Raw genomic sequence first — 15,181 nt, 5'->3', positions numbered from 1 at the left:
GGGGACTACCTGTGAACCTTTGGTTGCAGCTCGGTAACAACACCTAACTGGTCCGTCCCCGGGATACCTGTCGGCAACAATGTCCACTTAGGCTTTTGGTCACGTGAGTAGCGTCACCTCCTGGGGGTGACGTGCCGGCTGTCATGCAACACCGCCTGAAGCCGCAACCACACTATGAAAGAGGAGGCGGAATGCGTTTCGGACGTACTTCCAAAGCTGTGGGAGTGGCTGCTGTCGCAGCGCTCGCATTGAGCGCCTGCGCTGCCAACACGGGGACTGAAACCACCGAAGAGGGCACCGAGGGCGAAGCAACCGGCGGAAACATCCGCGTCGTCGAAGTCAATGCCTTCAGCTCGTTCAACTCGAGCACCTCCGAAGGCAATGTGGACATCAACGGAAAGATCGCCTACGCGACCCACTCCGGCTTCGTCTACATCAACAACGACCTCGAGGTCGTGAAGAACGAGGACTTCGGCACCATGGAGGTCCTCTCCGAGGATCCGCTGAGCGTCAAGTACACGGTCAACGAAGGCGTCACCTGGTCCGACGGCGAACCGGTCGACGGCGGAGACCTGCTGCTGGCGTGGGCCATCGAGTCCGGCTACTTCAACGACTCCACCACCGACGACGCCGGTGAGGTCGTCTCGGGCGCCACCTACTTCGACTACGCGGGGGACACCAGTGGCCTCGGGCTCACCGAACTCCCGGAGATCGGCGAGGACGGCCGCTCCATCACCCTGAACTACTCCGAGCCCTTCGCCGACTACGAGGTGGCCTTCGGCCTGATGAGCGAGGGTGGCATCGACACGCCCGCCCACGTACTCGCGGAGAAGGGCGGCCTGGCCGACGAGGATGCGCTGATCGAGCTCATCAACACGACGCCCGCCGGTGATCCGGAGTCTCCCGTGGAGCGCCCCGAGATCCAGGCACTGGCGGACTTCTGGAACACGGGCTTCGACACGAAGTCGCTCCCCACCGACCCGTCGCTCTTCCTCTCCAACGGTCCGTTCATCGCCTCCGCCATCACGCCGGACCAGTCGATGACGCTGACCCGCAACGAGGACTACGACTGGGGCCCCATCCCGAAGGTCGACGAGATCACCGTCCGCTACATCGGTGAAGCCCCCGCCCAGGTGCAGGCCCTGCAGAACGGCGAGGTGGACATCATCGCCCCGCAGGCGTCGGCCGATACCGTCGAGCAGCTCGAGGGCCTCGAGGGCGTCACCGTGGAGCAGGGCAACCAGCTCTCCTACGACCACCTCGACCTCAACTTCAGTGGCGTGTTCGAGGACGAGAACGTCCGCGAGGCGTTCATGAAGACCGTCCCGCGCCAGCAGCTCGTGGACACCATCGTCAAGAAGATCAACCCGGACGCCGCACCGCTCGACTCGCAGCTGTTCCTCACGGATCAGGAGCCCTACGAGGAGACCGCCGCGAACAACGGGTCGGACGCCTATGCAGAGGTCGACATCGAGGGCGCCAAGGAACTCCTTGCCGGAGCGACGCCCGAGGTCCGCATCATGTACAACCGCGACAACCCGAACCGCCTGAACTCGTACACGCTGATCGCTGAATCCGCCGCCCAGGCCGGGTTCAAGATCGTCGACGGCGGCCTCGGATCCTCGGACTGGGGAGCCGCGCTCGGCAACGGGACCTACGACGCCACCATCTTCGGTTGGATCAACTCGGGCGTCGGCGTGTCCGGCGTTCCGCAGATCTTCAAGACCGCCAACGGGTCCAACTTCAACGGGTTCTCGAGCCCCGAGGCCGACGCGCTGATGGACGAGCTCATCGTGACCACGGATCCGGAGGAGCAGGACAGGATCCAGATCGAGATCGACAAGCTGATCTGGGACTCGAAGTACGGACTGCCGCTCTTCCAGGTGCCCGGCGTCGACGCCTACAGCGACAACGTCACCGGCATCGAGTACATGCCGAACCAGACCGGTGTCTGGTGGAACTTCTGGGACTGGCAGGTCGTCCAGTAGTTCCGACGCCGGAACACGCTCGACCGAGGAAGGCGCCGGGACGGGGGACTCGCCCGTCCCGGCGCCTTCTTCTGCGTCACTGAATTAGAATTTGCGTCAACACGGGAACCCCTACCCGATTCAAACTTGAGGCCTGAGACCTATGGTGACCTACATCGTTCGGCGTCTGGTGACTGCCGTCCTCATCCTGTTCGGCGCATCGTTCGTCGTGTACCAGCTCACCGCCCTCTCCGGTGATCCGCTCGAGGACCTGCGCGCGAGCAACGCCCCGAACCGGGATCAGCTCATCCAGGCGCGCACCGAGCTCCTCGACCTGAACACGCCGGCGCCCCTGCGGTACTTCGGCTGGCTCGCCGGGGCCGCGAAGTGCATCGTCCCCTTCGCCGCCACCTGCGACCTCGGGTCCAGCATCCAGGGTGAGGCCGTCACCACCTCGCTCAGCCGCGCGATGGGCAACACCATCACACTCGTGGCGACCGCCACGGTGCTCGCGATCATCATCGGCATCTCGCTCGGCATCATCACGGCGCTGCGCCAGTACAGCGGGCTGGACTACGGCGTGACCTTCATGTCCTTCCTGTTCTTCTCCCTCCCGATCTTCTGGCTGGCCGTCCTGCTCAAGGAGTTCGGGGCCATCGGCTTCAACAACTTCCTCGACGATCCCGACATACCGCCGTCCACCATCGCCGTCGTCGCCATAGCGAGCGGACTGATCTGGGCGCTCTTCGCCAGCAAGTCCTGGAAACGGAAGGGGATCGCCTTCGTCCTCGGCGCCGTCGTCGCCGCGGTGCTGCTCTTCCTCCTCGACCTCGTGGGCTGGTTCGCCAACCCCGGCCTCGGACCGGTCGTCATCCTCGTCACCGGCGTCGGTATCGCCTTCGGGATCGTCCTGCTCACCGCCGGCCTCCGCAACCGCAAGGCCCTGTACTCCTCGCTGATCATGGTGGCCCTGGGCCTGGTGGCCTACTACGTCGTCAACCCGGTCCTCAACGCGGCAACCATCTGGATGATCATCATCCTCGCGGTCATCACCGTGCTCGTCGGCCTGGGGGTCGGCTACGCCATGGGCGGGTACGACCGCAGCCAGAGCATGCGCGCGGCGGCCCTCACCGGTCTGCTCATGGGCTTCCTGATCGTCGTGGACCGCTTCATGGTCACGTGGCCGTCCTACGTGAGCAACCCGCGGGTCCGCGGCAGGCCGATCGCCACGGTCGGCGCGGAGACGCCCGGGCTGGAGGGGACGTTCTGGATCAACGGCCTGGACACCTTCACGCACCTCCTGCTCCCCACCCTCGCGCTGCTCCTCGCGTCCCTCGCCAGCTACAGCCGCTACTCCCGCGCCTCGATGCTCGAGATCATGAACATGGACTACATCCGCACGGCCCGGGCCAAGGGCCTCAGCGAGCGGACGGTCGTCATGCGTCACGCGTTCCGTAATGCGCTGATCCCGCTCGCCACCCTCGTGGCCTTCGACATCGGCGCGCTGATCGGCGGTGCCATCATCACCGAGCAGGTGTTCGCCTTCTCCGGCATGGGCCAGCTCTTCGTCCAGGCCCTCCAGCGGACGGACCCCGACCCCATCATGGGCTTCTTCCTGGTGGCCGGCATCCTGGCGCTGGTGTTCAACCTCGTCGCCGACATCGCGTACTCGGTCCTCGATCCTCGCGTAAGGGTAAAAGCATGAGCATCCAGACCCCCTCCGACTTCCCCGACACCGACGCCGCGACCGTCACCGGACCGGAGCGTCCTGCCTCCGAGCCGGAGGCCAAGGGCCTGTCGCAGGGGCAGATCGTCCGGAAGAAGTTCTTCGACAACACCGCGGCGATCATCAGCCTCGTCGTGTTCGCCGTCGTGTTCGTCCTCGCCTTCACATCCGTCGGGTTCGCCGGCATCCCCGGGTGGTGGAAGTACAACCACACCGAGTTCCTCCCCCTGGTCAACGGGGGAGCGCCGACCGTCACCGGCCCCTTCAGCTGGGGGGACCACCCGTTCGGCCAGGATTCGATCGGGCGCGACTACTTCGCCATGACGATGCGCGGCACCCAGAACTCGATCATCATCATGTTCATCATCGGCGCCCTCGCCGGCCTCGTCGGGGTCGTCATCGGCGCGTGCTCCGGCTACTTCCGCGGCTGGCCCGAAGCCGTGCTGATGCGCTTCACCGACGTCATCATCATCATCCCCGTGGTCCTCGCCGCAGCGACCCTTGGCGAGGCGGTCAACCGGTTCGTCGGCCCGGGTGCGCAGATCTGGCTCCTGGGGCTGTTCCTCGGGCTCGTGCTCTGGACCGGCCTGGCGCGCCTCGTCCGCGGCGAGTTCCTGACGCTCCGCGAGCGCGAGTTCGTCGACGCCGCGAAGATCGCCGGAGCCTCCAACACCCGGATCATCTTCAAGCACATCCTGCCCAATGCGGTGGGCGTCATCATCGTGAACACCACCCTGCTCATGTCCTCCGCCATCCTGCTCGAGACCGCACTGAGCTACATCGGCTTCGGCGTGAAGGCGCCGGACGTCTCCCTGGGCCTCATCATCAGCCAGAACCAGGAGGCGTTCCAGACGCGACCATGGCTGTTCTGGTTCCCCGGCCTGTTCATCGTGCTGATCTGCCTGTGCATCAACTTCATCGGCGACGGCCTCCGCGACGCCTTCGACCCGCGGCAGAAGAAGTTCAGCGCGAGCCGCGCCAAGGAAACAGGGAAGCCTGCAGCCGCGTGAACAGGTGCCTAGGAGCCCAGGTCCAGGGAGACCGCGCCGGCCGCCACCAGCAGGACCGCACCGGCGATGCAGGACCAGTTCCAGCGGCGGTGGACGCTGCCCGGGTGGTCGACGTCGATCCGGCCGCCCTCCACGAGGGCCTGCCAGCGCGTGCGCACCTCGTAGGCGGCATAGCCCGAGTCGGTGTTCTTCATGTCGCCCGGGCGGACGGACCCGCCGGGACCGTAGCTCGTCGAGGGCAGGTTCGTGACGTGCTCCGGTTTGCCGGCGTGGGTCCCCCACACCCCGGGAGCCGGCGCCGCCCAGGCGGTGTACGCGCCGAGCGGCGTGACGAGCTTCAGTGCGTACTTGGTGTCGACATCGATCAGCGCGGACCACGGGACCCGGACGGTCGCCAGGGGGTTGCGCAGGGTGACGGCGTCCTCGGCGAAGACCACCGCCGGGTACCAGAACAGCCACCAGCCCGCATAGGCGACGCCGATCAGCGGCCAGCCGGCGAGCAGGCCGGCGGGGCCCTGCGCGGCGACGACGGTGGCCAGGCCGCCGAGCGCGACCAGCACGGCGACACCCGTGAACCAGAGACTGGTCCGCGGCCTGAACACGGTGGCCCCGGCCACCTTCGAGCTCTTCATGGCTCAATGATCCCAGCACGGCAGCCGCTCGCGGCAATCCAGGAGGGGCCGCGATCCCGCGGCGCCTCCGTCACGAAGGAGGACCCCTCATGAGTACCCAGGTCATCGGCGGCACCGGAGACACCGGAGCGGATCTGCCGGCATCCCAGGGTCCCGTGCTCGAGGTCCGGAACCTCAGCGTGGACTTCGGCGTCGACAAGAAGTGGGTTCCTGCGGCCATCGACCTGAACTACGAGGTGAAGGCCGGCGAGGTGCTCGCCATCGTGGGGGAGTCCGGCTCCGGCAAGAGCGCCAGTTCGATGTCGCTGCTCGGGCTGCTGCCCTCGAACAGCCGGGTCACGGGCGAGGTGCTGCTCAACGGCAAGTCCGTGCTGACGATGTCCCCGGCCAGGCTGCGCCAGATCCGCGGCAACGACGTCGCCGTCATCTTCCAGGAACCCATGACGGCCCTGAACCCCGTCTACACCGTCGGCTTCCAGATCGTCGAGACGCTGCGCCTGCACAACGAGATCTCGCCCGACGAGGCGAAGCAGCGCGCGCTGCGCCTCCTGCAGATGGTCGAGCTGCCGGACCCGGACAAGGCGTTCCGGTCCTACCCGCACCAGCTCTCCGGCGGCCAGCGCCAGCGCGCCATGATCGCCCAGTCGCTGTCCTGCGACCCCAAGCTCCTCATCGCCGACGAGCCCACCACGGCCCTCGACGTGACGGTACAGGCGGAGATCCTCGACCTCATGCGCAACCTGAGGACCCAGCTCAACAGCGCGATCGTCCTGATCACCCACGACATGGGCGTGGTCGCGGACCTCGCCGACCGGATCGCGGTGATGCGCCAGGGGCGCATCGTGGAGACCGGTACGGCGGAGCAGATCTTCAGGAACCCGCAGCACGAGTACACCAGGGCGCTCCTCGCCGCCGTGCCCCACCTCGGGCAGGGGGACGGGAACGACGACGTCGACGTCACCGCGGCGCTCGCGGCGGCGACCCACACGGACCTGCAGACGGTGGACCACGACGAACTCGAGCGGCGCGAACAGAACGTGCTCGCGCAGCTCGCCGACGCCGAGCACGAGGTGGCCTCGCACGGGACGCCCGGGGTGGCGCCGGTCCTCGAACTGATCGACGTCGCCATCGAGTACCCGAAGCAGGGGCGCGTGCCGGCGTTCCGCGCCGTCGAGGGCGCGAACCTGACGGTGTACCCCGGGCAGGTCATCGGCCTCGTCGGGGAGTCGGGCTCGGGCAAGACGACGATCGGCCGGGCCGCCGTCGGGCTGCTGCCGGTCGCCGCGGGATCCCTGAAGGTCGTCGGCACGGACGTCTCCGGGTTCCGCCCCTCCTCCAAGGAGCTCGCCAAGGTCCGCCGCCACGTGGGCATGGTGTTCCAGGACCCGTCGTCGTCGCTGAACCCCAGGCTGCCCATCGGTGAGAGCATCGGCGAGCCGATGTACCTCGCGGGCGAGGCGAAGGGCGGCGAGCTGCAGAAACGCATCGAGGCGCTCCTCGACCAGGTGGAGCTGCCGCGTGCCTACCGCAACAGGTATCCGCACGAGCTCTCGGGTGGCCAGAAGCAGCGCGTGGGGATCGCCCGGGCGCTGTCGCTCAAGCCGAAACTGATGGTCGCGGACGAGCCGACGTCGGCCCTCGACGTCTCCGTGCAGGCGAAGGTCCTGGAACTGTTCCAGAACCTGCAGCGCGAGCTGGGCTTCGCCTGCCTGTTCGTCACCCACGACCTGGCGGTCGTCGACGTGCTCGCGGACTACATCTGCGTGATGCGGCGCGGCCGGATCGTGGAGCAGGGGTCCCGGGACCAGATCCTGCGCAGCCCCCAGGACCCGTACACGCAGCGGCTGCTGGCGGCGGTCCCGCTGCCTGATCCCGAGAAGCAGCGGGAACGCCGCGAACTCCGCGCCAAGCTCCTGACGGTCTCCGACTGACCGAGGGGACGCCTCCCGCTCCGACGCCCGGTCCATGCCCGCCCTGCCGCCGCAGGGCGGGCTTTTCCGTGGGCTGGAGGGCCTCCACTCCTCCTGATGTTCAGAGAAGCAACAGAACGGGCATATGATTTCTCGGTGTGAGTTGGCTCTCGCGCTCTGCGAGGGCCGCTGAACCGGCCGAATCCGGGCCGGTAGGACCCAATTATTAGGAGGCGGAATGCGTTTCACGCGCACTTCCAAAATGCTCAGCGTCGCGGCCCTGGCCGCGCTGTCGCTCAGTGCATGTGGCGGCGGAGACACCGAATCAGGCGCCGAGGGTGGCAACACCGAAGCCGTGATCGTGGTGGATGGGTCCGAGCCCCAGAACCCGCTGATCCCCACCAGCACCAACGAGGTGGGCGGCGGAGCGATCCTCGACCTCGTCTTCGCGGGCCTCGTCAGCTACGACGCCGACGGCAAGCCCCAGAACGAGATGGCGGAGTCCATCGAGACGGAGGACGCCCAGAACTACACGATCACGCTCAAGGAGGGCAAGACCTTCACCAACGGCGACCCGGTCACGGCGAGCTCCTTCGTGGACGCCTGGAACTACGGTGCCGCGGCGAAGAACGCCCAGCTCTCGAGCTACTTCTTCGAGAGCATCGAGGGCTACGACGAGGCCAGCGCCGAGGGCTCCACCGTGGAGACCATGAGCGGCCTGAAGGTCGTGGACGACCGGACGTTCACCGTCGCGCTGTCCCAGCCGGAATCCGACTGGCCGCTGCGCCTGGGCTACAGCGCGTTCTACCCGCTGCCGGCCGCCGCCCTCGAGGACCCCGCCACGTTCGGTGAGAACCCGATCGGCAACGGACCCTACAAGTTCGCCTCCGAGGGTGCCTGGCAGCACAACCAGCAGATCGAACTCGTGCCCAACGACGAGTACGAAGGTCCCCAGGCCGCCCAGAACGGCGGCGTGACGTTCAAGATCTACCAGAACGACACGACGGCCTACCAGGACCTGATCTCGGACAACCTGGACGTCCTGAAGACCATCCCGACGAGCGACATCAAGAACTTCGAGAGCGATCTCGGCGAGCGTGCCATCGAGGCGCCGTACGCGGGCAACCAGACCATCGCCGTGCCGTACTACCTCCCGAACTGGGAGGGCGAGGCCGGCAAGCTGCGCCGCCAGGCGCTGTCGATGGCGATCAACCGCGACGAGATCACCGAGGTCATCTTCAACGGTGGCCGCGAACCGGCGAAGGACTTCACCGCCCCCGTCCTCGAGGGCTACAGCGCGGACCTGCCGGGCAGCGAGAACCTCGAGTACAACCCGGAGGAAGCCAAGAAACTCTGGGCCGACGCCGAGAAGATCTCGCCCTACGACGAGTCGCAGCCCCTGACCATCGGCTACAACGCCGACAAGGGCGACCACAAGACGTGGGTCGAGGCCGTGGTGAACAACATCAAGAACAACCTCGGCATCGAGGTCGCGGGCAAGCCCTACGCGACCTTCAAGGAAGCCCGCACCGAGGCGACGGACGAGACCCTCACGGGTGCCCTCCGCGCCGGCTGGCAGGCCGACTACCCGTCGCTGTACAACTTCCTCGGACCCATCTACGCCACCGGCGCCGGGTCCAACGATGCCCGCTACAGCAACCCCGAATTCGACCAGCAGCTGACCGACGGACTCGCCGCCGGCTCTGTCGAGGAGGGCAACGAGGCCATGAACAAGGCCCAGGAACACCTCCTGGAGGACCTTCCGGCCATCCCGCTGTGGTACCAGGTCGCCCAGGGCGGCTGGAGCAACAACGTGGACAACGTTGAGTTCGGCTGGAACGGCGTTCCGCTCTACTACGCCATCACCGGCAAGTAACCCGTAACGGTCTCGGGGCCTGCCCGGCACAGGGCAGGCCCCTTTTCCGTGCTCCAACGAAAAGGTTCGACACCTCATGAGCAACCCCCACCCGCATCCCGTCCGGATGCACGCAGTACCGGCAGGTGCACGCTGATGGTCTGGTACATCGTCCGGCGCTTCCTGCAGCTGATCCCCGTCTTCCTCGGCGCGACCCTGCTGGTGTACTTCCTCGTCTTCAGCCTCCCGGGTGACGCCACCGCCGCCATCTGCGGCGAGCGCGGCTGCACGCCCGCCGTCGTCGCCGGACTGCGCGAGCAGTACAACCTCGACCAGCCCTTCTGGATCCAGTACCTGCTCTACCTCAAGGGCGTACTGACCTTCGATCTCGGCACGAACTTCTCCGGCCGCCCCATCGCGACGATCATCGCCGAGGTCTTCCCGACCACCGCGAAGCTCGCCATCATGGCCCTCGTCATCGAGGCCGTCTTCGGCATCGTCTTCGGCCTCATCGCGGGCCTCCGCAAGGGCCGGATCTTCGACTCCTCGGTCCTCGTCCTGTCCCTGATCGTCATCGCCGTGCCCATCTTCGTGCTCGGCTTCCTGATGCAGTTCCTGATCGGCGTCAAACTCCAGTGGACCAACCCGACCGTCAGCGGCGACGCGACCATCACGGAGCTCCTGCTCCCGGCCGTGGTCCTGGGACTGGTGTCCTTCGCCTATGTGCTGCGCCTGACCCGGACCAGCATCATCGAGAACGTCAACGCCGACTACGTGCGCACCGCGACGGCCAAGGGCCTCAGCCGCCGGCGCGTCGTCGTCGTTCACGTCCTCCGCAACTCCCTGATCCCCGTCGTGACCTTCCTCGGTGCGGACCTCGGTGCCCTCATGGGCGGCGCGATCGTGACCGAGGGCATCTTCAACGTGAACGGCGTCGGCAACACCCTCTACCGCGCCGTGCTGAACGGTGACGGACCGATGGTCGTCTCGATCGTCACGTTCCTGATCCTCATCTTCTGCCTGGCGAACCTGCTGGTGGATCTCCTGTACGCGTGGCTGGACCCAAGGATTCGATATGCCTGAACCAACATCTTCCGTTGCCGTCACCGAGGCCGCCGCGCCCGTGGCACGCACCAAGACGTCCGCCTACCCGATCGAGCACTTCGTCGCCGACCTCGACGAGACGCCGCTCCGGGCCACGGACAGCGCGGTGTCCGACGCCGCTCCCCGCAGCCTGTGGGGCGAGGCGTGGCGCAGCCTGCGGAAGCAGCCGCTGTTCATCATCAGTGCGATCCTGATCCTCGCGGTCATCTTCGTGGCGCTGTTCCCCGGCCTCTTCACCAGCGAGCCGCCCAACGAGAACTGCCTGCTGGAGAACTCGGACGGCGGACCGGCCCCCGGCCACCCGCTCGGCTTCACCGTGCAGGGCTGCGACATCCTCTCCCGCGTGGTGTACGGCACGCAGTCCTCGCTGACCGTCGGCCTGTTCGCCACGCTCGGCGTCGTCGTGATCGGCGGCCTCATCGGTGCACTGGCGGGCTTCTTCGGTGGCTGGGTCGACGCGATCCTCGCCCGCGTGGGCGACATCTTCTTCGCCCTCCCGCTGATCCTCGGCGCGATCGTCGTCGTGCAGCTGCCCGTGTTCCAGCAGAACCGGAACGTGTGGACGCTCGTCGTCATCCTCGTGGCCTTCGGCTGGCCGCAGATCGCCCGCATCACGCGGGCGGCGGTGATCGAGGTGCGCAACGCGGACTTCGTCACCGCGGCCCGCTCGCTGGGCGTCTCGCCGCTGGGCGCCCTCGTCAAGCACGTCATCCCCAACGCGCTCGCGCCGGTCATCGTCATCGCGACGATCTCGCTCGGCACGTTCATCGTCGCGGAGTCGACGCTGTCCTTCCTCGGCATCGGGCTCCCGCCGGACGTCATGTCCTGGGGTAATGACATCTTCTCGGCGAAGCCGTCGCTGCGCAGCAACCCCATGGCGATCTTCTGGCCGGGCCTCGCCCTGTCGATCACCGTTCTGAGCTTCATCATGCTGGGCGACGCCCTGCGTGACGCTCTCGACCCGAAGGCACGCAAACGATGAGTCACAGCACAGGAACCCAGACGCGCGGCCGCCGCGCCGCGTCGGACGGAGCGGATACACCGCAGCCGCTGCTCGAGCTCCGGGACCTCGCCATCACCTTCTCGACGTCGACCGGGGAGGTCCCGGCGGTGCGCAACGCGCACCTGACCGTGATGCCCGGCGAGACCGTCGCGATCGTGGGGGAGTCGGGATCCGGCAAGTCGACGACGGCGCTGGCCGCGATCGGCCTCCTGCCCGCCAACGGCAGGGTGTCCAACGGCAGCATCATCTTCGACGGCGAGGACATCACCCACGCCTCGGAGAAGCGGATCGTCGCACTCCGCGGGTCCTCGATCGGGATGGTGCCGCAGGACCCCATGTCCAACCTGAACCCCGTCTGGAAGATCGGGTTCCAGGTCCGGGAGACGCTGAAGGCCAACGGGCTTCCCAGCGGACCGCAGGATGTCGCGAAGGTGCTCTCCGAGGCGGGCCTGCCCGACGCCGAGTCGCGCGCCAACCAGTACCCGCACGAGTTCTCCGGTGGCATGCGCCAGCGCGCGCTGATCGCGATCGGGCTGTCCTGCCGGCCGCGCCTGCTCATCGCCGACGAGCCGACGTCGGCCCTGGACGTCACCGTGCAGCGGCAGATCCTGGACCACCTGGACACCATGACCGAGGAGCTCGGCACCGCCGTGCTGCTCATCACCCACGACCTCGGGCTCGCCGCCGAGCGCGCGCACAAGGTGATCGTCATGTACAAGGGGCAGGTCGTCGAGGCCGGGCCGGCCCTCGAGCTGCTCACGAACCCCCGCCACCCCTACACGCAGAAGCTCGTGGCGTCCGCGCCGTCGATCGCGTCGCGCCGCATCGAGTCCGCCAAGAAGGCCGGTGTCGCGACCGACGACCTGCTCGCACCGGCGGCACCGGCGGACGCCGCCCGGGACAGGGTGATCGAGGTCGAGGACCTGACGAAGGTCTTCAGGATCCGCGGCAACTGGGGCAGGTCCACCGACTTCACCGCGGTGGACAAGGTGTCCTTCTCCATCGCCCGCGGGACCACCACCGCCGTGGTGGGGGAGTCGGGCTCGGGGAAGTCCACCGTGGCGAGGATGGTCCTCGGCCTGGAGAACGCGACGTCGGGCAGCATCCGGTTCGACGGCGTGGACATCACCACCCTCGGCCGGAAGGAGATGTTCGACTTCCGCCGGCGCGTGCAGCCGATCTTCCAGGACCCCTACGGCTCGCTCGACCCGATGTACAACATCTACCGGACCATCGAGGAGCCGCTCCGCGTCCACGGCGTGGGGAACGCGAAGAGCCGGGAGAAGAAGGTGCGTGAGCTGCTCGACCAGGTGGCGCTGCCGTCCGCGATGATGCAGCGCTTCCCCAACGAGCTCTCGGGCGGGCAGCGGCAGCGCGTGGCGATCGCGCGCGCCCTGGCGCTCGACCCCGAGGTGGTCATCTGCGACGAGGCCGTCTCGGCGCTCGACGTGCTGGTGCAGGCGCAGATCCTCAACCTGCTCGCCGACCTGCAGTCGGAGCTCGGCCTGAGCTACCTGTTCATCACCCACGACCTCGCGGTGGTCCGGCAGATCGCCGACCATGTGGCCGTCATGGAGAAGGGCAGGCTCGTGGAGCAGGGCACCACCGACGAGGTGTTCGACAACCCCCGCACGGCCTACACCCAGGCCCTGCTCGCGGCGATCCCCGGGGCGGGGCTGGTCCTGCCTCCCGAGGTCGCCTGAGGTAGAGGCCCGGCCTGCGCGCGTCGTCGCGCAGGCCGGTCGACGGACGGCAGGCGGTCCCCGGTCGGGGGCCGCCTGCTGCGTACAGACAGGTGACACCCGTCCCGGAGGTAACAATGAGCGCACGATCCGCGGCGGCGCCCTCCGCGGGAGCCGATCGCCCGGGATCCCTGCACTGGCGCCGATCCGTACGGCGCCGACGGCGCAGCGTACGACGTCGGGAGCGCCGGGGCACTCCTGTCCTTCGCCTCTTGACGCGGTGATCCTCGGTAGGCTTGGCAGTTGCCCTGTGACGCGGCGCCACCGCGACGCGTCACGTCGCATCACCGAAGGAGACGATTCATGAGTATCAAGCCCCCGGAAGAGGCTGTCGCCGGTCCGCCCACGCCGAAGGAGCGGACCAGAGAAACGAGCACGGGACAAAGAGCGCGATTGGCCCTGCCGGTGTTCATCCCGGCCGCGGCCCTGATCGTGGTTTTCGTCGCGTTCGTCCTCGTTTCCCCGGACACCGCGGCCGCCCTGTTCGCGGGCATCCAGGAGAACGTGATCGGCGCCTTCGGCTGGTACTACGTGGCCATCGTGGCCTTCTTCGTGGCGTTCTCGCTGTGGGTGGGCTTCAGCCGCTACGGCGACATCCGCCTCGGCAAGGACGACGACAAGCCCGAGTTCTCCACCATGTCCTGGTTCGCCCTGCTCTTCGCCGCGGGCATGGGCATCGGCCTGGTCTTCTGGGGCGTGGCCGAACCGCTCAACCACTTCGCCAGCCCCCGCCCCGGCGTCACCGGCACCGAGGTGCAGATCGGGCAGCAGGCCATCACCCAGACCTTCCTCCACTGGGGACTGCACGCCTGGAGCATCTACGTCGTCGTGGGCCTCTCGATCGCCTACGCCGTGCACCGGCGCGGCCGCCCGATCTCCATCCGCTGGACCCTCGAACCCCTGCTCGGCGACCGCGTCAAGGGCGCCTGGGGCCACGCCATCGACGTCGTCGCGCTCGTGGGAACGCTGTTCGGCGTCGCCACCTCGCTGGGACTCGGCGTGCTCCAGATCTCCTCGGGGCTGGACAGCGCGAACATCCTCGCCGCCACCGAAGCCACGCAGGTGGGGCTGATCCTCTGCATCACCGCCCTGACCATCGTGTCCGTGATCTCCGGCGTGGGCAAGGGCATGAAGTGGCTCTCGAACATCAACCTCGTCCTCGCCGGGCTCCTGCTGCTCGTGGTGCTCTTCGCGGGTCCCACGCTCTTCCTCCTGCGCGAGTTCGTCCAGTCCATCGGCAACTACCTCCAGAACGTCGTCGGGCTGACCTTCAACACGCTGGCGTTCTCCGGCGCGGAGGGTGAGGCCTGGCAGGCGGCATGGACCACGTTCTACTGGGGCTGGTGGATGTCCTGGGCTCCGTTCGTCGGCATCTTCATCGCCCGGATCTCGAAGGGACGCACCGTCCGCGAGTTCGTCGCGGGCGTGCTCCTGGTCCCCACCACCCTGGGCTTCCTGTGGTTCTCCGTGCTCGGCGGCTCCGCCATCTACCGCGAGATCTTCGGCCAGGGCGGCCTGATCGCGGAGGACGGCTCGGTGGACACCGAGAACGCGCTCTTCGGGCTGCTGGGCGGACTGCCGGGCGGGCCCGCGCTGCTCATCGGCGCCATCCTCCTGATCGCGATCTTCTTCATCACGTCCGCCGACTCGGGTGCCCTCGTGATGAGCATGATCTCCACGGGCGGCGACCCCAATCCGAGGAACTGGATCCGCGTGTTCTGGGCGGTGCTGGCAGCGCTCGTCGCCATCGCCCTGCTCCTGGTGGGTGACACCGGCCTGAGCTCCATCCAGACGGCGGCGATCCTCACGGCGCTCCCGTTCAGCGTCGTGATGCTCGCCATGTGCGTGGCGACGGCCAAGGCGTTCCACGGGGAGCACCGAGCGTGGCAGGCGACCCAGCGGAGGCTCGCGGCGACGGCGATGGCCGACCGCGTGGCCGATCAGGTCCACGAGTCGATGTCAGGTCGGGTGGAGCGGCAGGTGCAGGAACACCTCGCCGACCATGCGTCGGACACGCTGTCCGAGGGACCTGCCGGCACCGATCGGTCCGCCGGGCAGAGCGCCGGCGAGGCTGCCGGTCCGCGGTTCCGGCGGACCCGCCGGCCGTAGCCGCACACCCCGCGATCCACGCACGACGGCGGCGGTCCTCCCGCGGGGAGGGCCGCCGCCGTCGTCCGTGCACACCCTCCGGACGCCGGTTGACAGGGTGCATTAGGTCCGTTTTTGCCCAGC

Annotated in this window: 10 protein-coding genes; 9 read left to right on the top strand and 1 reads right to left on the bottom strand. The window is 67.7% G+C overall.

The window, feature by feature from the left end; genetic code table 11:
* Positions 1 to 224: 224 nt before the first annotated feature.
* From AC4D2F_RS05645 to AC4D2F_RS05635, 3 genes are all read left to right on the top strand, one after another.
* A complete protein-coding gene (locus AC4D2F_RS05645) occupies positions 225 to 1,988 on the top strand; it encodes an ABC transporter family substrate-binding protein (RefSeq protein WP_306738437.1) in 1,764 nt (587 codons plus the stop codon).
* Positions 1,989 to 2,130: 142 nt separating this feature from the next.
* A complete protein-coding gene (locus AC4D2F_RS05640; protein ID WP_490909798.1) occupies positions 2,131 to 3,672 on the top strand; it encodes an ABC transporter permease in 1,542 nt (513 codons plus the stop codon).
* Positions 3,669 to 4,703 (top strand): ABC transporter permease, encoded by a 1,035-nt coding sequence (locus AC4D2F_RS05635; RefSeq protein WP_490909797.1) that lies wholly within the window; start codon positions 3,669 to 3,671, stop codon positions 4,701 to 4,703. The genes AC4D2F_RS05640 and AC4D2F_RS05635 overlap by 4 nt, the downstream gene beginning before the upstream one ends.
* 8 nt (positions 4,704 to 4,711) lie before the next feature.
* On the opposite strand, the gene AC4D2F_RS05630 is transcribed toward AC4D2F_RS05635, so the two are convergent.
* Positions 4,712 to 5,335, bottom strand: coding sequence for a PH domain-containing protein (locus AC4D2F_RS05630; RefSeq protein ID WP_490909796.1), 624 nt, complete (start codon positions 5,333 to 5,335; stop codon positions 4,712 to 4,714).
* 89 nt (positions 5,336 to 5,424) lie between these two features.
* On the opposite strand from AC4D2F_RS05630, the gene AC4D2F_RS05625 reads away from it, so the two are divergent.
* The 6 genes from AC4D2F_RS05625 to AC4D2F_RS05600 all read left to right on the top strand — a co-directional run bounded on the left by AC4D2F_RS05625 (position 5,425) and on the right by AC4D2F_RS05600 (position 15,058).
* Positions 5,425 to 7,266, top strand: coding sequence for an ABC transporter ATP-binding protein (locus AC4D2F_RS05625; RefSeq protein WP_490909795.1), 1,842 nt, complete (start codon positions 5,425 to 5,427; stop codon positions 7,264 to 7,266).
* Positions 7,267 to 7,483: 217 nt separating this feature from the next.
* A complete protein-coding gene (locus AC4D2F_RS05620; RefSeq protein ID WP_104166064.1) occupies positions 7,484 to 9,121 on the top strand; it encodes a peptide ABC transporter substrate-binding protein in 1,638 nt (545 codons plus the stop codon).
* A gap of 135 nt (positions 9,122 to 9,256) precedes the next feature.
* Positions 9,257 to 10,183: an ABC transporter permease gene (locus AC4D2F_RS05615; RefSeq protein ID WP_104166063.1), complete on the top strand. Its 927-nt coding sequence runs from the start codon at positions 9,257 to 9,259 to the stop codon at positions 10,181 to 10,183.
* Complete coding sequence (locus tag AC4D2F_RS05610) at positions 10,176 to 11,186, top strand: ABC transporter permease (RefSeq protein WP_490909794.1); 1,011 nt, start codon at positions 10,176 to 10,178, stop codon at positions 11,184 to 11,186. The genes AC4D2F_RS05615 and AC4D2F_RS05610 overlap by 8 nt, the downstream gene beginning before the upstream one ends.
* Entirely contained in the window at positions 11,183 to 12,910 is a 1,728-nt protein-coding gene (locus tag AC4D2F_RS05605) for an ABC transporter ATP-binding protein (protein ID WP_490909793.1), read from the top strand. The genes AC4D2F_RS05610 and AC4D2F_RS05605 overlap by 4 nt, the downstream gene beginning before the upstream one ends.
* 342 nt (positions 12,911 to 13,252) lie before the next feature.
* On the top strand, positions 13,253 to 15,058 hold the full coding sequence (locus AC4D2F_RS05600) for a BCCT family transporter (protein WP_490909792.1): 1,806 nt from the start codon (positions 13,253 to 13,255) through the stop codon (positions 15,056 to 15,058).
* The last annotated feature ends 123 nt before the right edge of the window (positions 15,059 to 15,181 follow it).

Source organism: Arthrobacter sp. TJ-263 (genome assembly GCF_058269155.1).
The sequence above is the reverse complement of the archived record's forward strand: the minus strand, read 5'-3'. Positions and strand labels throughout refer to the sequence as shown.